The organism is Curtobacterium sp. MCPF17_047 (assembly GCF_003234045.1).
Classification (GTDB): domain Bacteria; phylum Actinomycetota; class Actinomycetes; order Actinomycetales; family Microbacteriaceae; genus Curtobacterium.
Map to the genome: position 1 here is coordinate 280,172 of NZ_QKSF01000002.1, position 22,623 is coordinate 302,794.

22 protein-coding genes are annotated in these 22,623 nt (G+C 71.8%); 8 read left to right on the forward strand and 14 right to left on the reverse strand.

From position 1 onward, the window contains the following. Positions 1-3 precede the first annotated feature (3 nt). Entirely contained in the window at positions 4-606 is a 603-nt protein-coding gene (locus tag DEJ33_RS03655; RefSeq protein ID WP_111077287.1) for a TetR/AcrR family transcriptional regulator, read from the reverse strand. 105 nt (positions 607-711) lie between these two features. Here DEJ33_RS03655 and DEJ33_RS03660 point away from each other — a divergent pair, with 105 nt between their 5' ends. Then, positions 712-1,662: a chlorophyllase gene (locus DEJ33_RS03660; RefSeq protein WP_111194271.1), complete on the forward strand. Its 951-nt coding sequence runs from the start codon at positions 712-714 to the stop codon at positions 1,660-1,662. Positions 1,663-1,723: 61 nt separating this feature from the next. Here DEJ33_RS03660 and DEJ33_RS03665 read toward each other — a convergent pair whose 3' ends face one another. The 3 genes from DEJ33_RS03665 to DEJ33_RS03675 are packed head-to-tail and all read right to left on the reverse strand — an operon-like array spanning position 1,724 to position 5,144. Further along, positions 1,724-3,031 (reverse strand): cytochrome P450, encoded by a 1,308-nt coding sequence (locus tag DEJ33_RS03665; RefSeq protein ID WP_111194272.1) that lies wholly within the window; start codon positions 3,029-3,031, stop codon positions 1,724-1,726. Between the two features lie 53 nt (positions 3,032-3,084). After that, the gene (locus DEJ33_RS03670) at positions 3,085-3,639 is read right to left on the reverse strand and encodes a gluconokinase (RefSeq protein ID WP_111194273.1); all 555 of its coding nucleotides are present in this window, start codon (positions 3,637-3,639) and stop codon (positions 3,085-3,087) included. Continuing rightward, positions 3,636-5,144 (reverse strand): GntP family permease, encoded by a 1,509-nt coding sequence (locus DEJ33_RS03675; protein ID WP_111194274.1) that lies wholly within the window; start codon positions 5,142-5,144, stop codon positions 3,636-3,638. The genes DEJ33_RS03670 and DEJ33_RS03675 overlap by 4 nt, the downstream gene beginning before the upstream one ends. Positions 5,145-5,362: 218 nt before the next feature. Here DEJ33_RS03675 and DEJ33_RS03680 point away from each other — a divergent pair, with 218 nt between their 5' ends. After that, the gene (locus DEJ33_RS03680; RefSeq protein ID WP_111194275.1) at positions 5,363-6,061 is read left to right on the forward strand and encodes a FadR/GntR family transcriptional regulator; all 699 of its coding nucleotides are present in this window, start codon (positions 5,363-5,365) and stop codon (positions 6,059-6,061) included. 37 nt (positions 6,062-6,098) lie between these two features. On the opposite strand, the gene DEJ33_RS03685 is transcribed toward DEJ33_RS03680, so the two are convergent. The 5 genes from DEJ33_RS03685 to DEJ33_RS03705 all read right to left on the reverse strand — a co-directional run bounded on the left by DEJ33_RS03685 (position 6,099) and on the right by DEJ33_RS03705 (position 9,531). Further along, complete coding sequence (locus DEJ33_RS03685; protein WP_111077293.1) at positions 6,099-6,710, reverse strand: GNAT family N-acetyltransferase; 612 nt, start codon at positions 6,708-6,710, stop codon at positions 6,099-6,101. Between the two features lie 23 nt (positions 6,711-6,733). Further along, the gene (locus tag DEJ33_RS03690; protein ID WP_111077294.1) at positions 6,734-7,420 is read right to left on the reverse strand and encodes a uracil-DNA glycosylase; all 687 of its coding nucleotides are present in this window, start codon (positions 7,418-7,420) and stop codon (positions 6,734-6,736) included. Positions 7,421-7,422: 2 nt separating this feature from the next. Then, positions 7,423-8,142 (reverse strand): Type 1 glutamine amidotransferase-like domain-containing protein, encoded by a 720-nt coding sequence (locus DEJ33_RS03695; protein ID WP_181437242.1) that lies wholly within the window; start codon positions 8,140-8,142, stop codon positions 7,423-7,425. Further along, the gene (locus DEJ33_RS03700; RefSeq protein WP_181432864.1) at positions 8,139-8,669 is read right to left on the reverse strand and encodes a phosphoribosyltransferase; all 531 of its coding nucleotides are present in this window, start codon (positions 8,667-8,669) and stop codon (positions 8,139-8,141) included. The genes DEJ33_RS03695 and DEJ33_RS03700 overlap by 4 nt, the downstream gene beginning before the upstream one ends. An 85-nt stretch (positions 8,670-8,754) precedes the next feature. Next, complete coding sequence (locus DEJ33_RS03705; protein WP_111194277.1) at positions 8,755-9,531, reverse strand: SDR family oxidoreductase; 777 nt, start codon at positions 9,529-9,531, stop codon at positions 8,755-8,757. Positions 9,532-9,617: 86 nt separating this feature from the next. Between DEJ33_RS03705 and DEJ33_RS03710 the strand changes: the two genes are divergently transcribed. Beyond that, a complete protein-coding gene (locus DEJ33_RS03710) occupies positions 9,618-10,709 on the forward strand; it encodes an acyltransferase family protein (protein ID WP_111194278.1) in 1,092 nt (363 codons plus the stop codon). A 27-nt stretch (positions 10,710-10,736) separates the two neighbouring features. On the opposite strand, the gene DEJ33_RS03715 is transcribed toward DEJ33_RS03710, so the two are convergent. Next, positions 10,737-11,708 (reverse strand): helix-turn-helix domain-containing protein, encoded by a 972-nt coding sequence (locus DEJ33_RS03715; RefSeq protein WP_146242511.1) that lies wholly within the window; start codon positions 11,706-11,708, stop codon positions 10,737-10,739. 179 nt (positions 11,709-11,887) lie between these two features. Here DEJ33_RS03715 and DEJ33_RS03720 point away from each other — a divergent pair, with 179 nt between their 5' ends. The 5 genes from DEJ33_RS03720 (at position 11,888) to DEJ33_RS03740 (ending at position 18,054) form a co-directional block, all read left to right on the forward strand. Beyond that, the gene (locus DEJ33_RS03720; protein ID WP_111194279.1) at positions 11,888-13,219 is read left to right on the forward strand and encodes a bifunctional o-acetylhomoserine/o-acetylserine sulfhydrylase; all 1,332 of its coding nucleotides are present in this window, start codon (positions 11,888-11,890) and stop codon (positions 13,217-13,219) included. 170 nt (positions 13,220-13,389) lie between these two features. After that, complete coding sequence (locus DEJ33_RS03725; protein ID WP_111077300.1) at positions 13,390-14,589, forward strand: homoserine O-acetyltransferase; 1,200 nt, start codon at positions 13,390-13,392, stop codon at positions 14,587-14,589. Positions 14,590-14,769: 180 nt separating this feature from the next. Continuing rightward, positions 14,770-15,927, forward strand: coding sequence for a sensor histidine kinase (locus tag DEJ33_RS03730; RefSeq protein ID WP_111077301.1), 1,158 nt, complete (start codon positions 14,770-14,772; stop codon positions 15,925-15,927). Beyond that, a complete protein-coding gene (locus DEJ33_RS03735) occupies positions 15,924-17,240 on the forward strand; it encodes a hypothetical protein (protein WP_111077302.1) in 1,317 nt (438 codons plus the stop codon). Before DEJ33_RS03730 ends, DEJ33_RS03735 begins: the two co-directional genes overlap by 4 nt. 142 nt (positions 17,241-17,382) lie before the next feature. After that, positions 17,383-18,054 carry a response regulator transcription factor gene (locus DEJ33_RS03740; RefSeq protein ID WP_110902095.1) on the forward strand — a complete coding sequence of 224 codons (672 nt, stop codon included), beginning with the start codon at positions 17,383-17,385 and terminating at the stop codon, positions 18,052-18,054. 206 nt (positions 18,055-18,260) lie between these two features. Here the strand turns inward: DEJ33_RS03740 and DEJ33_RS03745 are convergent, their stop codons facing one another. From DEJ33_RS03745 to DEJ33_RS17090, 4 genes are all read right to left on the reverse strand, one after another. Further along, complete coding sequence (locus DEJ33_RS03745) at positions 18,261-19,529, reverse strand: MFS transporter (RefSeq protein ID WP_111077303.1); 1,269 nt, start codon at positions 19,527-19,529, stop codon at positions 18,261-18,263. Positions 19,530-19,791: 262 nt separating this feature from the next. After that, positions 19,792-20,268, reverse strand: a complete 477-nt coding sequence (locus DEJ33_RS03750; RefSeq protein WP_111077304.1) for a MarR family winged helix-turn-helix transcriptional regulator — start codon at positions 20,266-20,268, stop codon at positions 19,792-19,794. 1 nt (position 20,269) lies between these two features. Next, entirely contained in the window at positions 20,270-21,982 is a 1,713-nt protein-coding gene (locus tag DEJ33_RS03755) for an MDR family MFS transporter (protein WP_375334688.1), read from the reverse strand. 257 nt (positions 21,983-22,239) lie between these two features. Beyond that, a complete protein-coding gene (locus DEJ33_RS17090; RefSeq protein ID WP_181432862.1) occupies positions 22,240-22,416 on the reverse strand; it encodes a hypothetical protein in 177 nt (58 codons plus the stop codon). Between the last annotated feature and the right edge of the window lie 207 nt (positions 22,417-22,623).

Genomic DNA, 22,623 nt, shown 5'->3' on the forward strand with positions numbered 1-22,623 from the left:
TGCTCACCCGCCCGGGACGCCGACGAGCGCCCCGGACACGTACACCTGGACCGCCCGCTCGACGTCGAAGTCCGGGTCGTCCGCCGTCCCGATGCACAGGTTCCCGACACCGCGGAGCAGTTCGTAGCCGGTGACCCCCGCGCTCGTCGCCCGCCCCGGAACGGCAGCGCGCGCGGCGGTCAGCAGATCGCCGCACACCGGCACGAGTCGGTCGACGAAGTACCGGTGCAGGGCGTCGGTCGCGGCGCCGTCGCCGTGCATGGCGACGGGCAGTCCGTGCTTGGTGACCAGGAAGTCGACGAAGAGTCCGATCCATTGCCGCAGTGCCGCATCCGGGTCGGACGCCTCGGACAGGAGGCGCGGGCCGGCCTCCGCGCACGCCTCCACCTGGTGCCGGTAGACGGCGAGCACCAGGTCGGCCCGGGTCGGGAAGTGCCGGTAGACGGTCCCCACGCCGACCCCGGCCTCCGTCGCGACCGCACGCACGGGGGCGTCGACGCCGGACCGGACGAAGACCCGGGCGGCGGCGTCGAGCAGGGTCTCCTGGTTCCGGCGCGCGTCGCTGCGTTGCACGCGGTCGGACGCGGCTGGGCCGGGCTCAGGCATGGGGGCTCCTCGACGGTCGTTGCAAACGGAACTAGGTTCCGGTACTGTCCGGAACACTGCTCCGCTTCATCGTACGGCAGCGGACACCCCCGCGGAAGGAACCCCGTGCCCACCTCGACCACCCCCGCCCTGGACCACCTGCTCGGTGACGGCGCCCCCGTCGTCTCCATCGCGCCCGTCACCCTCGACGCACCGGGCCGCCCGCTCCCCCTGCAGGTCCGCGTGTCCGCACCGGCGACCGGCACCGACCTGCCCGTCGTGCTCTTCTCGCACGGCAACGGCATGCACCTCGACGCCTACGCACCCCTCGTGTCGTTCTGGGCGGCGCACGGGTTCGTCGTGGTGCAGCCGACGCACCTCGACTCGCGCCGCAACGGCATCGGGTTCGACCACCCGATCTTCCCGACGATCTGGTCCGAACGCACCACCGACCTGGTCCGGGTGCTCGACCAGCTCGACACCGTCGAGACCGCACTGCCCGGCCTGTCCGGCCGCGTCGACCACAGCCGCGTCGCCGCCACCGGACACTCGTGGGGCGGCCAGAGCGTGCAGAGCCTGCTCGGCGCGCGCATCCTCGACGACGCCGGACAGCCCGGCGAGGACCGACGGGAGGCCCGGATCACCGCCGGCGTCCTCCTCGCCGCCACCGGGGTGGCCGGCGACGACCTCGTCCCGTTCGCGACCGAGCACTTCCCGTTCATGCGGCCGTCCTTCGCCGAACTGACGACCCCCACGCTCGTCGTGGCCGGCGACCACGACCAGTCACGGATGTCGACCCGCGGCCCGGACTGGTTCACCGACGCCTACAGGCAGAGCCCCGGTGCAACGGACCTGCTCGTCCTCCGCGGCGGCGAGCACTCCCTCGGCGGGATCTCCGGCTACGAGGCCGCCGAGACCACCGACGAGGACCCGGAGCGCGTCGCCCTCGTCCAGCGTCTGACCACGGCGTACCTGCGCTCTGCACTCGATGCCGGTGACGACGCGTGGGAGCAGGCCCGGGCCTCCATGCCGACGGGTCCGGACGCGTCGGCGACGCTCGAGCACCGCGGCCGCTGACCGCCCGGGCGACCGCGTGCCAGCGTTCGCCCGTCAGCGTTCGCCCGTCAGCGACCGGCCGTCAGCGACCGCCACGGTGGAACGGGCAGCCACCGGAGCGGCCGGACCCGACCCGGGACCGCGCCCGGACACGGCCGCCCGAAGCCGGCTTCGTCGGCAGACGTCGACGGTCCACATCGAGCCCCTCGTCGAGCACGCCGACCCGTGGGTCGCTGAGGGTCGCGATCGCCGAAGCGAGTGCGACGATCGCGAGCTTCTCCCCCGGGCACCGATGGCCGGTCGCGACGTCGCCGCCACCGTGCGGGACGAACGTCTCGATCGCCTCGTAGTCGTCGACGCCGAGGAACCGCTCCGGGTCGAACCGGTCGGCCGCGGGCCACGAACGGTCGTCGGTGTCGGTGCCGAGCAGGTCGAGCAGGACCCGGCCGCCACTCGCGAGCCGCTGTCCGTCGAGTTCGAGGTCCTCGGTCGCCCACCCGGGCAGCATCGGCACGAACGGCGCCGTCCTGCGGATCTCCTGCGCGAAGGCGGTCGCGAGGGGCCCGCCGGCGAGCGAGCGTCCGGTGACGGACTCCTCGGCGATCCGGGCACGCCACTCAGGCCGGTCGTGCAGCTCCTTCGCGGCGAACGCGACGAACCGGGCAACCGCGATGAGCGGACGGATGCTGTTCTGGAGCTCGACGCCGGCGGTCACCGCGGGCAGCAGCACGCCGGAGCGGTCACGGTGCCACGCCCACTCGTACAGCGCCGTGCCCTCGGCCGGGTCGAGCTCGCCGTCGCGGACCGCCCGGACCAGGCGTTCCGCGTGTCGGTTCGACCACCACCGGTTCCGGACGGCGAGCAGGTACTCGGGCGAGTACGGCACACCGAACCCGTCGACGATCTGCGCGAGGCGTGCTGCCCACCGGGTCTTCGCGGCGGGCGTGCCGGGCAGACCCGCCCACCGCATGCTGGCACGGCCGAACACACCGACGGCGGCGTCGTAGGCGGACCGCTGCCCGCCGCCGAGCCACTCGTCGAGTTCCCGGTGCCACTCCTCGGCGATGAGCGGGGTGAGGCGGGCGACCTGCTCGTCCTCGTACGCGACGTCGACGAAGGTCGCCTTGCGGTGCCGGTGCTCGGCGCCGTCGAGGCTGTGCACGGACCCGTCGCCGAACAGCGTCTGCTGAACGATCGCCGGCATCGCACCGTGTCGGGCGATCCGGTCGCTGTAGAACAACTCGACACCCTCGGCACCGCGGACCAGCAGCGCGTCACGGAGCAGGAAGCGCATCGGCACCGCCCTGGCACCGTCGGCCGCCCGGCGCCAGACGTGGGCGCCGAAGCCGTAGCCGCGGGTGAGCAGGGACGGGGAGTCGTCGACAGGCATGCCCCCATGCTGCCGACGTCCGCCCGTCCGCCCTCTCAAGCGGGGCGGTCCCGTCAGGCCGTCCGGAACCCCAGCAGCTCGAGCACCTCGGCGGACTCCTCCTCCGGTGAGCGGTCGGCGGTGACGGTGAGATGCGCCTCGTCCGGCTGCGGCGGCTCGAGGGTCGCCAGCTGCGATGCGAGCAGGGACGCCGGCATGAAGTGCCCGGACCGCGAGGACATCCGCTCCTCGAGCAGGGCCCGGTCCGCGGCGACGTGCACGAAGACCACCCCGGAGGCCCGCAGCACGTCCCGGTACGACCGCTTCAGTGCCGAGCAGGTCACCACTCCGTTCGTCCCGGCGTCGAGGTGGCCGCGGATCCAGCCGGCGACGACGTCGAGCCACGGCCAACGGTCCTCGTCCGTCAAGGGTGTGCCGGCGTGCATCTTCGCGACGTTCGCCTCGGGGTGCATGCTGTCCCCCTCCGCGAACTCCCACCCGAGCGCGTCGGCGACCATCGCCGCGACGGTGGACTTGCCGGATCCGGAGACGCCCATCACCACGAGCACCTGGGGGTCCAGCGTCCGGGACTCCGAGCGGGGCTGCCGTCCGTCCGGCTGCCCGCTCATCGGATGAAGATCCCGGCGACGAGCACGCCGACCAGACCGATGACCGAGATCAGGCACTCGAGCACCGACCACGACTTGAAGGTCTGTCCCACCGAGGTGTTGAGGTACCCCTTCACCAACCAGAACCCGGCGTCGTTGACGTGCGACAGGAACACCGACCCGGCGCCGATCGCGAGCACGAGCAGTGACGTCATCGGGGACGACAGGTCGTGGGCGATCGGGGCCATGATGCCCGCTGCGGTGACCGTCGCGACCGTGGCGGACCCGGTGGCGACGCGGACGAGCGCGGCGACCACCCAGGCGACGAGGAGCACCGAGATGCCGGAGTCCTTGACCGCGTCGGCGATCACGCCGCCGATGCCCGTGTCGATGAGCACCTGCTTGAAGCCACCGCCGGCACCGACGATGAGGAGCACCCCGGCGACCGGCGGCAGCGCGCTCTCGAGCGACTTCGCGACCGCGGACCGGTCCATGCCGCCGCCGATCGCGAAGAAGACCATCGCGTAGACGGTCGCGATGCCGATCGCGATCATCGGCGTCCCGAGGAAGTCGAGCACTCCCACCCAGGCACCACCCGCGTCCGGGGCGATGGCCTCGCGGATCGCCTGCGCGAGCATGAGCACGACGGGCAGCAGGATGCCGACCAGCGCGACGGCGAACGACGGGCTGCGCGGCTCGCTGATCACCCGCGTGAAGTCGCTTTTGCCGTGGGGCAGGGACGCGGTGTCCTCCGTGGCGGGGGTGCGGCGGGCCTCCCGGCCGGAGTGCGCTGGGTCCTCGCCCCGTGCGCCGAAGATGTCCGGCACCGGGACGTCGACCCAGCGCGCTGCGAAGCGGGCGAAGACCGGGCCGGCCAGGACGATGACGGGGATCGCGAGCACGATGCCGAACGCCAGCGTCGTGCCGAGGTCCGCACCCACCGTCGAGACGGCGACCAGCGGACCGGGGTGCGGCGGGACGAACGCGTGCATGGTGGAGAGCCCGGCGAGGGCCGGGATCGCGATCTTCATGATCGGGACGGAGCTGCGCTTGGCGACCAGGACGATGATCGGGATGAGCAGGACCAGGCCCACCTCGAAGAACATCGGCAGGCCGATCAGCGCACCGATCAGTGCCATCGTCCAGGGCAGCGCGGCGGCCGAGGACCGGCGGACCAGGGTGTCGACGACCCGGTCGGCGGCGCCGGAGTCGACCAGGAGCTTGCCGAACATCGAGCCGAGACCGACGAGGATGCCGACGCTCGTCATGGTCGCGCCGAAGCCGTCCCCGAAGCTCGTGACTGCCTTCTCCGGTGCGAGCCCGGCGCCGAGGCCGACGCCGAGCGCACCGATCGTCAGGGCGACGAAGGGGTGCACCTTGAGCCAGGTGATGAGGGCGATGATCACCACGATGCCGACGAGGGCGGCGATGACGAGCTGTGGGATCGGACCGGACGGGTCGACCGTCTCGGTCCCGGCGGCGAGCACGTGGCTCGGGATCGCCGGGGTGGTCTGGAGGTGAGGCATCTGCGCCCCTTCCTGGAGCAGCTCCTGCGCTGCTGCCGTCCTGCTGCTGGTGCCGGGCCGACCGGGGTGTCGATCCCGGCTGCGGTCGCCGCTGCAATAATCTGATTAATCAGACTACATCGTCGTCGTCCGCGCGCCACCCGGGCTCAGGCGCAGTCTGCCGCTGCAATGGTCACCGCGTCACACATCCGCGTGACCAGGCCCGTCGAGGAGGAACGATGCCGACACCCGGCGGTCTGCACGCCCACGTGCTCGACACGCTCGGGCAGCGCATCGTCGACGGCACCCTCGCTCCCGGCGCCGTGCTCCGCCCGGACGACGTCGTCGCCGAGTTCGGCGTCTCGCGGTCCGTCGTCCGCGAGGCACTGCGTGTCCTGCAGTCCCTCGGACTGGTCGAACCACGGCAGCGCGTCGGCACGCAGGTGCAGCCGTCGACCCGCTGGGAACTCCTGGCCCCGTCGGTGATCCGCTGGCGGGGCACCTCCGGGGCGTACTTCACCCAGCAGCGCGAGCTCCTGGACCTCCGGCTGGGCATCGAGCCGGTCGCCGCGGGCCTCACCGCGGAACACGGCGGAGCGGCGGCCGACGCCGTGCTCGCCGCCGCGCAGGAGATGGTCGCCGCAGCGTCCGCGGGTGACGGGCGCGCCTACCTCGACGCCGACGTCCGCTTCCACCGCGCGCTGCTCACCGGCTCCGGCAACGCGGTCTTCGCCCACTTCGCGGGCACCGTCGAGGCGTTGCTGCGCACCCGGACGAGCGAGTCACGGGACACGATCACCGGGTGGACGGCGGGGGCGGCGGCCCGGCACGAAGCCGTCGGTCGGGCGGTCGTCGGACGGGAGGCCCGGGTCGCCTCCGCCGCGGCCGCCGACCTGGTGCGCACCACGCGGGACGAGTTCGTCGCCGAAGCGGATTGAGGGCGGATCGGGACGGGGTCCCGTTCGGCGGTCGACGTCAGTCGCGCGGACCGAACAGCGGCTTGCGGGTGCTCCGCAGGCGCAACCGCATCGTGACCGTGCCGAGCCACCGGTCGTACTTGTAGCCGACGCGGCCCATCCGCCCGACCTCCTCGAAGCCGAGCCGCTCGTGCAGCCGGATCGACGCGTCCGCGGACCGGTCGGCGATCACGGCGATCACCTCCCGGACGCCGACGGTCCGACAGGCGTCGAGGAGCGCCTCCATCAGCGCCCGGCCGAGGCCCTTGCCGCCCGCCGCGGCGCCGAGGTAGATCGAGTCCTCGACCACCCGGTTCGACCGGTCGCGGATGTTCCACGGCTCGACGAGCGCGTACCCGAGCACCTGTCCGGACGGGTTCTCCGCGACCAGGAACGGCAGCTTGCGACGCTGGACCTCGTCGAACCGCTTCTTCCAGGCTGCGAAGGTGAACGCGGCCGCGTCGAAGGTCACGGACGAGTTGCGCACGTAGTGCGTGTGGATCTCGCGGACCTCGGGCAGGTCCGCAGCCGTGGCGGGACGGATCGCGTACGCGAACGCCGGCTCGACCGGCGCCGGGGTACGCAGGTGGCGCGGCAGGACGCGCCGCTGCTGGTATTCCTCCTCGAGCACGACACGAGCCTACGGGAGGCCCGTCACGCCTCCGCCGGCAGTGTCCATTCGACGGGGTCGGCCCCCTGGGCGACGAGCAGGTCGTTCACGGCCGAGAACGGACGGCTGCCGAAGAACCCGCGGGCGGCGCTGAGCGGGCTGGGGTGGGCCGACGCCACGACCGGGGTGTCACCGAGCAGCGGTCGGACCGACGCGGCCTGCGCACCCCAGAGCACGGCGACGAGCGGACGGTCGCGGGCGACGAGCGCCTCGACCGCCCGCTCGGTGACCCGTTCCCAGCCCTTGCCGCGGTGGCTGGCGGGTTCGCCGACGCCCACCGTCAGCACGCGGTTGAGCAGCAGCACGCCCTGGTCCGACCAGGCGCGGAGGTCACCGTGCGGCGGCGGCGTGACGCCGAGGTCGTCGTGGAGTTCGCGGTAGACGTTCTGCAGGCTGCGCGGGACCGGCCGCACGTGCGGGTCGACGGCGAAGGACAGCCCGATCGGGTGTCCGGGCGTCGGGTACGGGTCCTGGCCGACGACGAGCACCTTCACCCGGTCGAACGGCTCCTCGAAGGCGCGGAGCACGGCGGGACCGGCGGGCAGGTACGGACGACCGGCCTCGGTCTCGGCACGGAGCCAGGCGCCGATGCGGTGGACGTCGTCCTCGACGGGCGCGAGCGCTGCCGCCCAGCCCGGGTCGACCAGGTCGGCGAGGGGCTTCGGCTGCACGCTCAGGCGCCCATGGTGGCGACCGAGACGGACTCGTCGCCCGCCACCACCCGCCAGACACTCCCCGTGCCCCGGACCTCGAGGGCGCCTTCGCCCACGACCAGCGTGGTGTCCTCGTCGACGGCCAGGCCCGCGGTGACGAACTCGGCCTCGGCGGCGGCGACCAGCCGGGCGAGGGTGCCGGCCTGGACCGCGTGGACGTCGATGGTCAGGTCGACGAGCCCGAGCCCTTCGCGGAGCTCGACCTCGTCGAGCCCCTCGGACGCGGCCTCGGGACACACCTCGACGCCGCCGATGCGGAAACCGCCGACCAGGGCGCGGTCCGCGGCGATCATCGCGCCGGCCGAGTAGCCGAGGTAGGGCAGCCCGTCGGAGACGAGCAGGCGGATCTGGTCGACGAGCGGAGCGACCGCGTCCAGGTAGTCGGGGGTACGACCGCCGCCCACGACGAGAGCGTCGACGTCGCTGAGGACCGTGGTCTCGAAGACCGCGCCCGCCGCGACCTCGGTCACCAGCACCTCGGCGGCACGGGACCCTCCGAGGACCTCGGCGATGTCCGCGGTCGACGACGGCGAGGCCCCGTCCGCGGAGGCGACGGAGAGCAGTGCGATGCGCGGGACGGTCCGTCCCACGGCGGCCGAACGGGCGGTGGCCTCGGCGGTGAAGGCCGCGGCGGCGTCCGCGGCGACGAAGGAGCCGCCGCCGACGAGGTGGATGCTCACGACTCGGCCGTCACCGGTGCGAGGGCGCTCCACGGGAACGTGATCCAGCCGTCGACACGACGCCACACGTGGTCCGGCTCGAGGACGGTGCCGGGCTTCGAGTACAGGCACGCGCTCCGGACGTCGGCTCCGGCGGTGCGGATGATGTCGACCACGAGCGCCAGGGTGCGACCGGAGTCGGACACGTCGTCCACGACCAGGACCCGCTTGCCGGCGAGGCTCGGTGCGTCGAGGGCCGGAGCGAGCACGACGGGCTCCTCCAGCCGCTGCTCGACGTCGGTGTAGAACTCGACGTTGATGGAGCCGCACTCCTTGGTGCCCAGGGCGTAGGCGACGGCACCGGCGATGATGAGCCCACCACGAGCGACGGCCACGACGACCTCGGGCTCGAAGCCGGCGGACAGGACGTCCTTCGCGAGCAGCCGTGCTGCGTCGCCGAACTCGAGCCAGCCGAGCACCTCCGGTCCGCTCGTCACGGTCACGGTCGACGAGGCGGGAGACTCCGCGGGTTCGCTGCTGATCGGCATCTGCCCACGGTACCGGCAGGGATGCTCCGCCCGCGACCCGTGATCGCCGCCCGGGCGCTGCGGGCCCGCGGCGGCGCCCCGGCCGCTACGCCTTCGGGGTCAGCGGCCCGCGGGCGAGCTTGTGCTGCGCCGACTGCGCCACCGGCCGGACGGTCACCAGGTCCAGGTTGACGTGGGCCGGCAGCTCGACGGCGTGCACGATCGCCTCGGCCACGTCGTCGGCGACCAGTGGTGCCTCCACCCCGTCGTAGACCGCCGCGGCCGCGTCGCTGTCGCCGCCGAACCGCACCAGTGCGAACTCGTCGGTCTTCACCATGCCCGGCGCGATCTCGACGACCCGGATCGGTTCGCCGTTCAACTCGAGTCGGAGCACGCCGACCAGCGCGTGCTCGGCGTGCTTCGCGGCGACGTACCCGCCGCCGTTCTCGTAGGCGACGAAGCCCGCCGTGCTCGTCACGGTCACGACGTCCGCGCCGCCGGTCTCACCGGCACGACGACGGAGTGCCGGCAGGAGGGCAGCGGTGACGCGCTTCGTGCCGAGGACGTTCACCTCGAACATCGCCCGCCAGTCGTCGACGTCACTGTGCTCGACCGAGGCCGACCCGAACGCTCCCCCGGCGTTGTTGACGAGCACGTCCGCGCCGCCGAGCTCGTCCACCCGTGCGGCGAGCGCCGCGACGTCGGCGGAGTCCGTGACGTCGACGACCAGGGTGTCCGCGCCGGTCTCCGCGGCGAGCGCCTCGAGCCGGTCGGCTCGGCGGGCGACGGCGAGGACGTCCCACCCGTGTCGGCGGAACAGGCGGACGGTGGCGGCGCCGATGCCCGAGCTGGCTCCGGTGACGACGGCTCGACGTGTGGTCATGATGCTCCTCGCGGGTCGGGGACGGTGGGCGGCCCGGGGCAACGCTACCGACACCGGGGCAGCCGTCGGACGGTAACGTGCGGAGGATGACGACGGACGCCGCCCCTCCCGCGCCCTCTGCCCCGGCGGGCGCGCTCGACCCGGGTCGGATCCGGCGGCGGATCCCGATGTGGGACACGGCGCGCTTCCTGGCGGTGACGCTGGTGGTGATCGGGCACGCGATCCAGCGGCAGACGACGGGCAGTGAGCACGCGTTGGCGCTGTACACGTTCATCTACGCGTTCCACATGCCGGCGTTCGGGGTGATCAGCGGGTACTTCTCGTCGGCGGACACCCCGACGGCGAAGCGGATGCGGCGGACGTTCACGGACATCGTGGTGCCGTACATCATCATGCAGACGATCTGGACCGTGGTGCAGGCGGTGGTGGAGGGCGGCAAGGAGTTCAACCCGACGAAGCCGACGTGGACGCTCTGGTTCCTGTTGGCGTTGGGGATCTTCCGGCTGATCCTGCCGTACCTGTCGCAGCTGCGGCTGCCGCTGGTGTGGGCGGTGGTGCTGAGCATCGGCGTCGGGTACTTCGACAACGTGGACTCGACGCTGTCCCTCGGCCGGGCGATCAGCCTGCTGCCGTTCTTCCTGCTCGGGTGGCAGGTGAAGCAGTGGGGGCTGTTCGACCGCTGGTACGAGGCGTCCCGGCGGACGGTGGTCCGCGTGCGGGTCCTCGCGGGTGTGGTGTTCCTGGCGTGGGCGGTCTCGTGCGCGCTGTGGATCCCGCAGTTCAAGGAGTTCGACCTGCACCACTGGTTCTTCTACGACGACTCGTACTCGGGACTCGGCGAGGACGCGTGGTGGGCCGGCGGGGTCCGCTTCGCGCTGATGCTGCTGGCGACGCTGTTGACGGCGTCGTTCCTGGTCCTCGTGCCGCGGCGCACGGTCTGGTTGACGCGGTTCGGCGCGGCGACGATGTACGTGTACCTGCTGCACACGTTCCTGCTGTACCCGATCCGCGAGTCGGGGGTGCTGGCGGGTGAGCACTCGGCGTGGCCGTTCGTGCTGCTGATGGTGCTGGTGGCGTGTGCGGTGAGCCTGTTCCTGGCACAGCCGTTCGTGCGTCGTGGGATGCGGTGGTTGCTCGAGCCGAAGGTCGACTGGCTGTTCCGCCGGGACCCGGCCTGAGCGCGGGCCGACGCGTGAGCGCCGTCGTCAGGCGCGGAGCGTGTCGCTCGGGCGTTCCCCGAACCGTTCGGCGTAGTACCCGGCGAAGCGTCCGAGGTGCACGAACCCGAGCTGGCGGGCGATGGCCGCGACGCTGACCTCGCCCGGTCGGGCGTCGGCGAGCAGGGTGCGGGCTCGACGGAGTCGTGCCTCGCGCAGGGCCTCGAGCGGCGTGGGCAGGTCGTTCCGCCCGAAGGCCTGCTGGAGTCCGCGTTGGCTGAGGCCGGCGGCTGCGGCGAGGTCGGCCGTCGTGATCGGCTCGGTCAGGTGGGCTTCGATGTAGTCGAGCGCGCGGATGACGTTCGCCGGGTGGCCGGGGAAGCGTGGGAAGGCCGGGGCGGGCGCGAAGGCGTCGAGGACCCGGCGGCTCACCGCGTCCACCATGCGTGCCCGGGTGAGGCGGTCAGCGGCCGGGTCGAGGAGGACCGGGGTCGACGCGGCGAGCGTGCGCTGCAGTGCGGCGAGTCCCTCGGGGTCCGGCGTCTGGGCGAACCGGAGCGGTTCCGCGTGCTCGCCGCTCCGCGCCAGGTGGAGCGCTTCGAGGGCCGGGCCGTCGATGTCGATCGTGTGCAGCGTGATGCTCGGCGGGGCCTCGATGGTGAAGGGGCGGCCGGTCGGGTAGACGGCGGGGGTGCCGGCGCTGACGACGAGTTCGGTGTCGGCGCCGCCGTCGATGGCCAGTTCACCGTCGTGCGCCCAGGTGACGAGGTAGCGGCCCTGGGGCTCGATCCGGCCCCAGCGGCGAGCGCTGAGCGCTGAACTCCGCAGTCGCAACCGCTCGTCACCCACGGCACGCAGCCGGTACCCGAACGGCCGGTCCTCGTCCTGCGTGAGCCGCACGGCGTGCGCGTCGTGCACACGCTCGTAGAAGTGGGTGGCCTCGTCGATGTCCCGGCCGGCCACGTCGTGCCGTCTGACGTGCGAGCGTCCGGGCTGCTCGGGCGGGTTCGGAGAGGGCATGACGGCGACACTGTAGGTCACGCGCGTTCCCCGTCGCGACACGAGCGGACCCGTCGTCCACTTCCCGTCATCCCGGGAGGCCCGTCCGCCTCGGCACCGCGCGTTACGTCCGACGACTCCCCCGCTGGTGCCCGCCCGGTCAGCTGCGTAGCGTGACGCGCGACGGAAGAGGAGCCCCGATGACCACGAACGACGCAGCCGCCTGGCGGTTCGAGACCACGCAGGTGCACGCGGGTGCCGCACCGGACCCGACCACGGGTGCCCGGGCGACGCCGATCTACAAGACGACCTCGTACGTGTTCGAGAACTCGGACCACGCCCGCGACCTGTTCGCGCTGGCGCAGCCGGGGAACATCTACTCGCGGATCATGAACCCGACGAACGACGTCGTGGAGCAGCGCATCGCCGCGCTCGAGGGCGGGACCGGGGCGTTGCTCGTGTCGAGCGGCCAGGCGGCGGAGACCTACGCGGTGCTCAACATCGCGGGTGCCGGTGACCACATCGTGTCGTCGTCGTCGATCTACGGCGGCACCTACAACCTGTTCAAGTACACGCTGGCGAAGCTCGGCATCGAGACGACGTTCGTCGAGGACCAGGACGACCCGGAGGAGTGGCGTCGCGCGGTCCGTCCGAACACGAAGCTGTTCTTCGCCGAGACCATCGGCAACCCGCGCATCAACGTGCTCGACATCGAGACCGTCGCGGGCGTCGCACACGAGTCCGGCGTGCCCCTGATCGTCGACAACACGATCGCGACGCCGTACCTGATCCGTCCGTTCGAGCACGGCGCGGACATCGTGGTGCACTCGGCGACGAAGTTCCTCGGCGGACACGGCACCGTCATCGGCGGCATCATCGTCGACGGCGGCACGTTCGCGTGGTCCGAGCACGCCGAGCGGTTCCCGGAGTTCAGCACCCCGGACCCCTCGTACCACGGGGCGGTGTTCTCGCAGGCCGTCGGTGACGCGCTGGCGTACATCGTCAAGGCCCGCGTGCAGTTGCTCCGCGACCTCGGTGCGTCGAACTCGGCGGACACGGCGTTCGCGCTCCTGCAGGGCATCGAGACGCTGAGCCTGCGGATCGAACGGCACGTCTCCAACGCGCAGGAGATCGCAGAGTGGCTGGACCGGCACCCGGACGTCGCCACGGTCGCCTACGCGGGGCTGCCGACGAGCCCGTGGTACCCGGCGGCGACGAAGTACGCGCCCCGTGGTGTCGGCGCCGTGCTGTCCTTCGAACTGAAGGGCGGCGTCGACGCGGGTCGTGCCCTGGTCGACGAGCTGCAGCTGTTCTCGCACCTGGCGAACATCGGCGACGTCCGCTCGCTCGTGATCCACCCGGCGTCCACCACCCACTCGCAGCTGACCCCCGAGCAGCAGCTCACCACCGGGGTCACGCCGGGCCTGGTGCGCCTGTCGGTGGGCATCGAGAACGTCGAGGACCTCAAGGCCGATCTCGAGGCCGGGCTCGCCGCAGCCCGCGCCGTCGCCCAGGCGGGCCTGCGCGCCTGACCCGTGCCGCGCCTCCCGGCTGAGGCACCCGCGGGACGCAACGTGGGCGGCTCCTCGCAGCGGTACTCCGTCGCGGGAACCCGCCCACGTTGCGTCCCGCGGGGCTGCCACGCCGGGCGCGACGTAACACGGCGGCGGCGAGCCGCGCCTCCAGGGAGGATGGACGCACCATGGACTGGCAGACGACTCCCGAGGACTCCGTGCCGTCCACCCTGGTGCCCGGCGCCGAGCTCGGCACCCTCGGCAAGCCGCCGGTCACCGGTGCGTGGCGGCCGGGCGACCCGCCCGGCGCACGGCGCTTCGAGGCGCTCGGCGAGCAGTTCGTCCGCGGCGGCCGGATCCCGTCGGTCCGCGTCGCGTACGAGACCTGGGGGACGCTCTCCCCCGCGAAGGACAACGTCGTCCTGGTGTTCCACGCCCTGACCGGCGACTCGCACGTCGCGGGCCCGCCCGGACCGGGGCACCGCACGGCGGGCTGGTGGGGTGACGTCGTCGGACCCGGACGCGCCATCGACACCGACCGCTGGTTCGTCGTCGCGCCGAACATGCTCGGCGGTTGCCAGGGCACCACCGGGCCGTCCTCGGTCGCACCCGACGGCGTCGAGTGGGGCTCCCGGTTCCCGTTCGTCACGATCCGCGACCAGGTCGCCACGCAGCTCCGGTTGGCCGACCGGCTCGGCATCGAGCGCTTCGCCGCCGTCGTCGGTGGCTCGATGGGCGGCATGCACGCCCTGGAGGCCGCCGTCACCGCCCCGGAACGCGTCGCCCGGCTCGCGGTCCTGGCGAGCACCGCGCAGACCACCGCGGACCAGATCGCCGCGAACTCCCTGCAGCGTGCCGCGATCCAGATGGACCCGGGGTTCGCCGGCGGCGACCACCACGACGCCGAACCCGGCGAGGGCCCGCACCGGGGACTGGCGCTGGCGCGGCGGATGGCGATGATGACCTACCGGGCCTCGGACGAGCTCAACGGCCGGTTCGCCCGCTCGTGGCAGAGCGACGTCTCCCCGCTCGGCGACGACGGACGGTTCTCGGTGGAGAGCTACCTCGACTTCCACGGCAACAAGTTCACCCGACGGTTCGACGCGGCGTCCTACGTCGCCCTCACGCACGCGATGGACTCGCACGACGTCGGTGCCGGCCGCGGCGGAGTGGCTGCGGCGCTCGCCCGGGTGCGCGCTCAGACGCTCGTCGTCGGCATCTCCAGCGACCGGCTCTTCCCCGTCGAGGACCAGCACCGGATCGCCGCCGGGGTGCCCGACACGCTGGACGGCGACCGCGCCGCGGTGATCACGAGCGAGTTCGGTCACGACGGTTTCCTCATCGAACACGAGGCCGTCGGGGCGCACCTGCGGCGACTGCTCGACTGATCGGGGTGCATCGGTGTCCCCGGAAGACGGGACACCCGCAGACCGATCCGTCGACCCCCGCGCGCCGAAGACCCCACTACGGGTGTCGCCCGTGGAATGATGCAGAGTGCACGGTCTCGACCAGTGCTCGGTTTCCCAAGACCAACCAGCTTCCCGAACCAGGAACAGCCAGGACCAACGATGGAACTCCTCGCGCAGGAACGCGACCGCCTCCTCCGGTCGACGACCCGTGTCGTGGGCGTCGTCTGCGCGCTCGTCAGCGTCGTGGGCGTGGCCACGTCCCTCGCCGTCCCCGTGGCACAGCTCGTCCTCGGACTCGGCTGCATCGCCGTGATGGTCGGGGCGCTCCTCGCGTTCGGGGCCAACGGTTCGACCTGGTGGACGGCCACCACCGTCGTCGCCGGTCTCGGCGCCGTGACGATCCTCACCACGGCCGTCGCGGCGGACGACCGCGGCGTGATCGCCAGCGCACTCGTCCCGCTCGCCGGCGGTGGACTCGCCTCCCTGCTCATGGCGCAGCGCGGACACCGGGTCGGACTCGGCCTCGCCGCCGGTGCCGGAGTCGTCTCCGTCGGGCTGATGAGCTGGGCCAGCGGCGCCGTCCTCAGCGCCCCGGTCAGCGGCGTGCTCCTCGGTTGGGTCCTCGTCGCCGTCGTCGCCGTCTGGATCAGCCGCAGCATCCCGCGCGTGGCTCGTCGCATCTACAGCATCGGCACCGCTCACCGCGCCGAACGCCAGGCCAGCGAGACCGAGGCGCAGCGACGACAGGGCGCCCGACTGCTGCACGACACCGTGCTCGCCACCCTGACCCTGCTGGCGCACTCCGGCGTCGGCGTCTCCGAGCACGCGATGCGGGAGCAGGCCGCGGAGGACGCACGACTCCTCCGCCACCTCCGCCTCGGCGCGACCCCGCAGCCACAGCAGTCCGGTGACTACTCCCTCACCCGGACCGAGGAGTCCCCGCTCGGCCAGACCCTGGAGTCCGTCAAGCAGCGCTTCGGCCGCATGGGTCTCGAGGTCGCCTGGCACGGCACCGGGCAGGTCCTGCTGCCGAAGCACGTGCTCGACGCGTTCCTGCTCGCGCTCGGCGAGTGCCTGGAGAACGTCCGACGCCACGCCGGCGTCCCCGAGGCGCACGTCACGATCGTGCACGACGAGGCGATGGTGCGCGCGATGGTCACCGACTCCGGCGTCGGCTTCGAACTCGACACCATCAGCGCCGAACGGCTCGGCTTCAAGGAGAGCGTCGTGAACCGCCTCCGCGAGGTCGGCGGCGACGCCCGCCTGTTCTCGGCACCCGGTGCCGGCACCACCGTCGTCCTGGAGGCACCCCGATGAGCGGCGTCCCGGAGGACACCATCAGCCACGGCCTGCCCGGTGAGCAGACCGCCCCCCGCACCCGCCGGGAGGCCCGCGAACGCTACCGGGGCACAGAACGACGACAGGCGCGCGGCCTGCCCTCCACCTCGACCGGCGCCCGCTCGCTCCGACAGGCAGCCCAGCCCGGTGCCTCGCTCGGTGCCGGCCACCTCGGGCTCGGTGCCGCCGTGCTCACCGGACTCGAGGCGCTCGGTGGGATCGTCTTCTTCCTCGTGCACTGGGACGACTACACCAACCCGTGGATGACCGCGACCGCCTGGGCGCTGTTCGTCGTCGCCGCGAGCTGCGTGCTCGCCACGGTCCTCACGTACGGAGAACGACTGACCGGTGTCGCCTTCGGGCTGATCTGCGTCGTGCTCGCCTGCATCGTCACGCTCGACTTCATCGGCATGTGGGACCAGCACGACGTCGGCCACACCGCCACCGCGTCGATGGCGGCCGGGTTCGCGCTGCTGCCGATCACGACCCTCCGGCCCGCCCGTGAGGTCATCGCCGCGATCGTCGGCCTCGGCCTGGCGTTCGCCGTCTACGCCGTGGTGTCCACCCCGCTGACGACCGAGACCCTGCCCGGCATCGTCACCATGCTCGCGGTCACCGTCGTCCCGCCGTCCGTGGCGCTGTTCGTCGTGCACCGGTTCCGGCAGCTCGTGCAGCGCGAACTCGACCGGGTGCTCGTGCAGAGCAACGTCGGCGCCCCGCAGTTCGCCGTCGGGATGCTCGCCTCGGACGAACTCGCGCGCCTGGACCTCGCCGCCGAGAAGCTGCTCGACGCCGTCGCGAACGGCTCCGACCCGTTGCCGCTCTCCGACGCGTCGGCCTCGGACGCCGCGTCCCTCGCCACCGAGCTCCGCCTGCACCTGATCGAGGGCCGCCGCGAGACCTGGCTCTACCACGCGATCACGGAGTCCGACAACCTCGGCCGTTCCGTCGCCGTCACCGACCCGAGCGCCCTCGCGGGCCACCTCACCCCCGCCCAGCGCGACGGCCTGCTCCAGGCGCTGTGGCAGATGGTCGGCGACGGCCGCGCCCAGCAGCCCGGTGTGCCCGTCGTCTCGGTCACCCTCGGTCCCGTCGGCAGCGACGGCCACCCGGTCACCGACGACACCATGGACGTCCCGGTCGTCATCGAGTCGCGCGGGGTCCCCCGCCGCCGCCTCGGCCCGGCCGCGTGGACCGCCCTGCAGCGCATCGGGCCCTACACCGACAGCGTCCGCGACGGCGTGCTGCACGTCACGGCGCACTGCGTCGTCAACCGGCACCCGCAGATGTGACGCACCACGAGCCTCCCGGCAGCGATGCCGGCACGCAGCGAGTGCCGCTACCGGAAAACATGGCCAGCCTCCCCGAACCGGGCCGCCGATCCTCCTAGGATCAGCAGGCCCGGGACGGACCCACCAGAAAGGACCATCGCGCATGGCGACTCCAGCAGAACCGATCAGACTCGCTCTCGTCGACGACCACCGGATGCTGCTCAGCGCCCTGACCGAGTGGATCCGGAACGCAGCCGACGACATCGCGATGGTCACCGCGGTCACCACGTGGCCGGAGCTGCTCACCAGTCCGGCCTTCCCGGTCGACGTCGTGCTGCTCGACCTGGACCTCAAGGACTCCATCCCGGTGTCCCTGAAGATCTCGACGCTGAAGACCGCTGGCGTGAAGACGGTCGTGATGAGCACCTACTCCGAGCCGAACGTGGTCCGTGAGGCCCTCGGTGCCGGGGCCCTCGGCTACCTCGTCAAGAGCGAGGACGCGGCGATGATCGTCGAGGCGATCCGCGCAGCGCAGCGCGGCGAGCAGTACGTCTCCGCCGAACTCGACCTGGCGATCAACAGCGGCGACGTCGGCGGCGTGCCGAAGCTCAGCGCCCAGGAGCGTCGTGTGATGGCGCTCTACGGCGGTGGTGAGCCCGTGAAGAGCGTCGCCTACCAGCTCGGCATCTCCGAGGAGACCGCGAAGAGCTACCTCAAGCGCATCCGCGAGAAGTACCGCGTCGCCGGGTTCGACGTCGGCACGAAGGTGGCGCTGCGGAAGCGTGCGATCACCGACGGGATCATCGTCCAGGACGGTTCCCCACACGGGCTGTAGGGGCGGCCTGCCGGGCGAGCGGGCGGGCTCCACCGCGAGGTGCCGCGATCGTGGCATCTCGGGGGCCGGGATGCCGCGATCTTCGCATCTCGGCGGAGTGCGCGCGGCGAGTCAGGGCGTCTGGCGACACGACCACGGTCGGGGCCGGGGGTCTGGGTCATCTGCCGGCTGGCCGGGAGGCTCGGGCTGCGTCCCGAAGGCGGGCCTCAGTGTGAGGACACGGACTCGCGGATCGAGCCGGTGCTGGCCCCCGCCGTCCGGACCGCCGCTGCGCGTCGGTTCGTGCGGTTCTCGACCGCGTAGCTGATCACCGCGACGAGGACGCCGAGCAGCGCCAGACCGATGCCGAGCCAGCCCGGGGCGACGAAGCCGAAGCCGGCCGCGATGACCGCGCCGCCGAGCGCAGCGCCGAGCGAGTTGCCCAGGTTGAAGGCGGAGTGGTTGAGTGCTGCCGCGATGGTGCGGGCATCGCCGGCGACGTCCATCAGTCGGGACTGCACCGCCGGCGGGATCGCGGACGAGGTCGCACCGAGCAGGAACGCCCCGATGAACAGGCCGACGACCCACTGTGCGGTGAGGACCGTCACGAGCAGCGCGCCGATCAGGGCGAACAGCCCGACGAAGATGGTGGCCTTGACGCTGCGGTCGGCCAGGAATCCTCCGAGCAGGCCGCCGACGACCATGCCGAGCCCGACGACGACCAGCACGAGCGGCACCGAGGACTCCGACAACCCGGTCACGTTCTGCACCAGCGGCGAGATGTACGAGTAGACGGCGAAGAAACCGCCGAAGCCGACCGCCCCCAGGCTCATCACGATCCAGACCTGCGGCACCCGGAAGGCGCGGAGCTCCCGCCCGATGGTCGCGTGCACGTCCCGACCGCTGCGCGGCACGAACACCGACACGGCGAGGAACGTCAGCGCGAACAGCGCGGCCACGACCCCGTACGCGGTCCGCCAGCTGGCGACCTGACCGATCCAGGTGACCGCGGGGACACCGACGACGTTGGCGACCGACAGGCCGAGGAGCACGAGGGCGATGCCCTTGCCGCGCTTGCCCGGTCCCATGATGTCGCCGGCGACGATCGAGGCGATGCCGAAGTACGCACCGTGCGGGAGTCCGGCGACGAACCGGGCCACGAGGACCAGGCCGAACGAGGGCAGCACCGCGCTCGCGACCGTCGCGACGACGAAGCCGACCAGCAGCGCCATGAGCAGACCCTTGCGCGGGAACCTGGCGGACATCGCCGCGATCGTCGGTGCACCGACCACGACCCCCAGGGCGTACGCGCTGACGATCCAACCGGCGTGGGCGACCCCGCCCTCGGGGTCGGCGGAGTACTGACCGGGCAGCAGCGCCTCGGCGATGTTCGGCAGCAGGCCCATCGCGACGAACTCGGTGGTCCCGATGGCAAAGCCACCCAGCGCGAGAGCGAGGATGGCGAGCGTGCGACGTGCCGGCGTGAGCTGGGACATGGGACCTGTTCTCGTGCGCGAGCACGGTGGGTACGAGCACGTGGGATCGGGTGCCGGATCAGTGTAGACCGCTCCAACACGGCGGCGGAAGACGAGTGGCCGAATCGATTCGACCGACATGTCGACAGTGTCGCTGACTGGACGATCCAACGCATTCGCGCCGACCGGGATTCCCGATCGGCGCGACGGTCCCGTCACGACGAGCTGTCCGTGCTGGTGCTGGTGCTGGTGCTGGTGCTGGTGCTGGTACTGGTACCGAGCGTCACCGCGGCCAGAGATTGGCGAGCAGTCGGGCGAGTTCGTCCAGGTCGCGGGTTGGCCACTCCGCCAGGTTGGTGCGGAACTCGTCTCGCGCTCCGGTGCGGATCCGTTCCATCCGGGCGACGGCGTCATCGGTGGGGCTGATCACGACCGCGCGGCGGTCCGCCGGGTCCTGACCCCTCGACACCAGACCGAGCGACTCGAGTTGCCGGAGCTGCCTGCTGAGCACGCTCTTGTCGAAGCCCAGCGACTCCGCCAGCTCCCCCGCGCCGACCGGCCCGCGGTCGACGAGCTCCTGCAGCGTCCGGAAGCCGGACGGTTGCAGTGCCGGGTCGACGTCCGTCGCCTGCTGCCGGAGGCGCGTGCGGTACGCGCTGAACAGCGCCGCGAACTGGCGCTCCAGCACTCCGACGCGGGCTTCCAGGCCGTCCGGGAACCCGTCGTCACCTGCGGTGGGCGGAGTCCCGGACGACGTCATCTCACGAGTTTCGAGCACGTGTCCCGGCGGAACCCTGGGAACCACCGGCCTCGATGACCGGGTTCGATCCGGTGACCGTACCGATGCCGGCGAAGTCCTCCGCGGACCCGGCCAGCGGCCCCTGGTCCGTGGATCGCTCGGCGACGGTCTTCGTGGTCAGCGGCACGTTCGGCATGAAGACGATCGCCAGGACGAGCAGGACCGCGATCGGCGCCGCGATGAGGAACACGTCGGCGACGCCCTGCCCGTACGCCGACTCGATGATCTGGCGGACGCCCGACGGCAGCTTGCTCACGGCCGGGATGCTGCCAGAGGACAGCTCCTTCGCCACGGCCGCGCCCTTGGCGCCGAGCGCCGCGATCGCCTTGCCGAGTTCGGCCTGCTTGTCACCGAGCAGGTCGGTGACGCGGTTGCCGAGAACGGTCCCGAGCACCGACACCCCGAGCGCACCGCCGAGCGAGCGGAAGAACGCGACGCCGGCGGAGGCCGCACCGATGTTCCGCGGCTCCGTCGTGTTCTGCACCACCAGGACGAGGTTCTGCATCACGAGACCGACGCCGGAACCCATCACGAACATGTACACGGCCACGACGAGGTAGGGAGTGTCGTACTCGATCGTCCCCATGAGGGCGAGACCGACCACGAGCGCGATCGACCCGATCAGCATGATCGGCTTCCACTTGCCGGTCTTCGTCACGAGGCTGCCGCCGACGGTGGAGGCGATGAGCAGTCCGCCGATCATCGGGATCGTCAGCAGGCCGGACTGCGTCGGAGTGGCCCCGCGAGCCAGCTGCATGTACTGCGCCAGGTAGACCGTGGCGCCGAACATCGCGATGCCCACGGCGATCGATCCGATCACGGACATCGAGAAGGTCCGGCTCCGGAAGAGCGTCATCGGGAGGATCGGCTCCGTCGCACGGAGCTCGATGAACACCGTCGCGACGAGCAGGACGACTGCGCCGATCACCATGACGGCCGACGTCGGCGACACCCAGTCGAAGTTCTTCCCCGCCAGGGTGATCCAGATCAGCAGGAGCGAGACACCACCGGCGATCGTCGCGATGCCCAGGTAGTCGATCGACACCTTCCGCTTCGGCATCGCGCGGAGCTTCAGGGTGAGCTGCAGCAGGATGATCGCCGCGACCGCGAACGGGACTCCGACGAAGAAGTTCCACCGCCACCCGAGGCTGTCGGTCAGCAAGCCGCCGAAGAGCGGTCCGCCGACGGTGCCGACGGCCATGACCGCACCGAAGTACCCGCCGTAGCGGCCGCGCTCGCGGGGACTGATGATGTCGGCCAGGATGATCTGGCTCAGCGCGGTCAGGCCACCGGCGCCGAGACCCTGCAGGACGCGGAACGTGATGAGCGTCCCGGGGTTCTGTGAGAAGCCAGCCAGGGCCGACCCGAGGACGAAGACCACCAGCGACAGCTGGATGAGCAGCTTCCGGTTGAAGAGGTCGGCGAGCTTGCCCCACACCGGGGTCGACACGGTCGTCGCCAGGAGGGTCGAGGTGACGACCCACGTGTAGGCACTCTCACCGCCGCCGAGGTCGCCGATGATCCGCGGCAGCGACGTGCTGACGACGGTCGAGGCGAGGATCGCGACGAACATGCCGAGCAGCAGACCGGACAGCGCTTCGAGCACCTGCCGCTGCGTCATCGCGGGTGCGTCGGACGAGGACCGGTGGGCAGCCTCGGGTTCGGCTTGTGACATCTGGACTCCTCAGAACTCTCCGGCATGCCACGCTGCACCCGTTACTTGACCAGCGTCAATCATTGCACATGGTTGACCGAAGTCAATGATCTGCGTGGGAGGCACGACTCCGCCGGGGCACACTGAACGCTCCCTCGTCGGAGTGCCGCTCCAGCATCCGCGCTCGCGTCGAGGACATGCAGAAACCCCGACGGTGGATCAACGTCGGGGTCGAGGCGTACTGCGTTCCTGTGTCAGGTGACGAGACCGCTCATGACTCAGGCCGCGCGCCGCTCCGAAGCGTGGGCGGCGACCCGCGCCTCGGGCAGTTCGTCGCGGTGCACCCACCCGGTCCCGCACTCGGCGCAGCTCGCCCAGGCGTGCTGCTCGTCATCGGAGACGTCGATCACGACCGAGGGGAGGTCGCAATCCGGGCACCAACCGTCGTGCATCATGAGCGGGCTCCTTCCGTCGCGGGTGCCGGTGCTCGTGCGCCGGCTGATGGACCCAGCACACACCCGACCGCCGACATCGCCGGAACGTCGGCGGCGTGTCTGCCGACCCACACCGGGCGGTACACGGCGCTGGCGATCACCTGTGGGGTTCCGTCCGTCCGAGCGGCGCCGACACGGCTGCGTTAGGTTCTGGGTGGACACGCCGCT

Coding starts and splice junctions, on each gene's coding strand:
- DEJ33_RS03665 (WP_111194272.1), bottom strand. CDS start 3,031: ATGCCTGTCGACGACTCCCCGTCCCTGCTCACCCGCGGCTACGGCTTC.
- DEJ33_RS03680 (WP_111194275.1), top strand. CDS start 5,363: ATGCCGACACCCGGCGGTCTGCACGCCCACGTGCTCGACACGCTCGGG.
- DEJ33_RS03700 (WP_181432864.1), bottom strand. CDS start 8,669: ATGCCGATCAGCAGCGAACCCGCGGAGTCTCCCGCCTCGTCGACCGTG.
- DEJ33_RS17090 (WP_181432862.1), bottom strand. CDS start 22,416: ATGATGCACGACGGTTGGTGCCCGGATTGCGACCTCCCCTCGGTCGTG.
- DEJ33_RS03755 (WP_375334688.1), bottom strand. CDS start 21,982: ATGTCACAAGCCGAACCCGAGGCTGCCCACCGGTCCTCGTCCGACGCA.
- DEJ33_RS03705 (WP_111194277.1), bottom strand. CDS start 9,531: ATGACCACACGTCGAGCCGTCGTCACCGGAGCCAGCTCGGGCATCGGC.
- DEJ33_RS03735 (WP_111077302.1), top strand. CDS start 15,924: ATGAGCGGCGTCCCGGAGGACACCATCAGCCACGGCCTGCCCGGTGAG.
- DEJ33_RS03710 (WP_111194278.1), top strand. CDS start 9,618: ATGACGACGGACGCCGCCCCTCCCGCGCCCTCTGCCCCGGCGGGCGCG.
- DEJ33_RS03715 (WP_146242511.1), bottom strand. CDS start 11,708: ATGCCCTCTCCGAACCCGCCCGAGCAGCCCGGACGCTCGCACGTCAGA.
- DEJ33_RS03670 (WP_111194273.1), bottom strand. CDS start 3,639: ATGAGCGGGCAGCCGGACGGACGGCAGCCCCGCTCGGAGTCCCGGACG.
- DEJ33_RS03655 (WP_111077287.1), bottom strand. CDS start 606: ATGCCTGAGCCCGGCCCAGCCGCGTCCGACCGCGTGCAACGCAGCGAC.
- DEJ33_RS03725 (WP_111077300.1), top strand. CDS start 13,390: ATGGACTGGCAGACGACTCCCGAGGACTCCGTGCCGTCCACCCTGGTG.
- DEJ33_RS03720 (WP_111194279.1), top strand. CDS start 11,888: ATGACCACGAACGACGCAGCCGCCTGGCGGTTCGAGACCACGCAGGTG.
- DEJ33_RS03675 (WP_111194274.1), bottom strand. CDS start 5,144: ATGCCTCACCTCCAGACCACCCCGGCGATCCCGAGCCACGTGCTCGCC.
- DEJ33_RS03745 (WP_111077303.1), bottom strand. CDS start 19,529: ATGTCCCAGCTCACGCCGGCACGTCGCACGCTCGCCATCCTCGCTCTC.
- DEJ33_RS03750 (WP_111077304.1), bottom strand. CDS start 20,268: ATGACGTCGTCCGGGACTCCGCCCACCGCAGGTGACGACGGGTTCCCG.
- DEJ33_RS03740 (WP_110902095.1), top strand. CDS start 17,383: ATGGCGACTCCAGCAGAACCGATCAGACTCGCTCTCGTCGACGACCAC.
- DEJ33_RS03730 (WP_111077301.1), top strand. CDS start 14,770: ATGGAACTCCTCGCGCAGGAACGCGACCGCCTCCTCCGGTCGACGACC.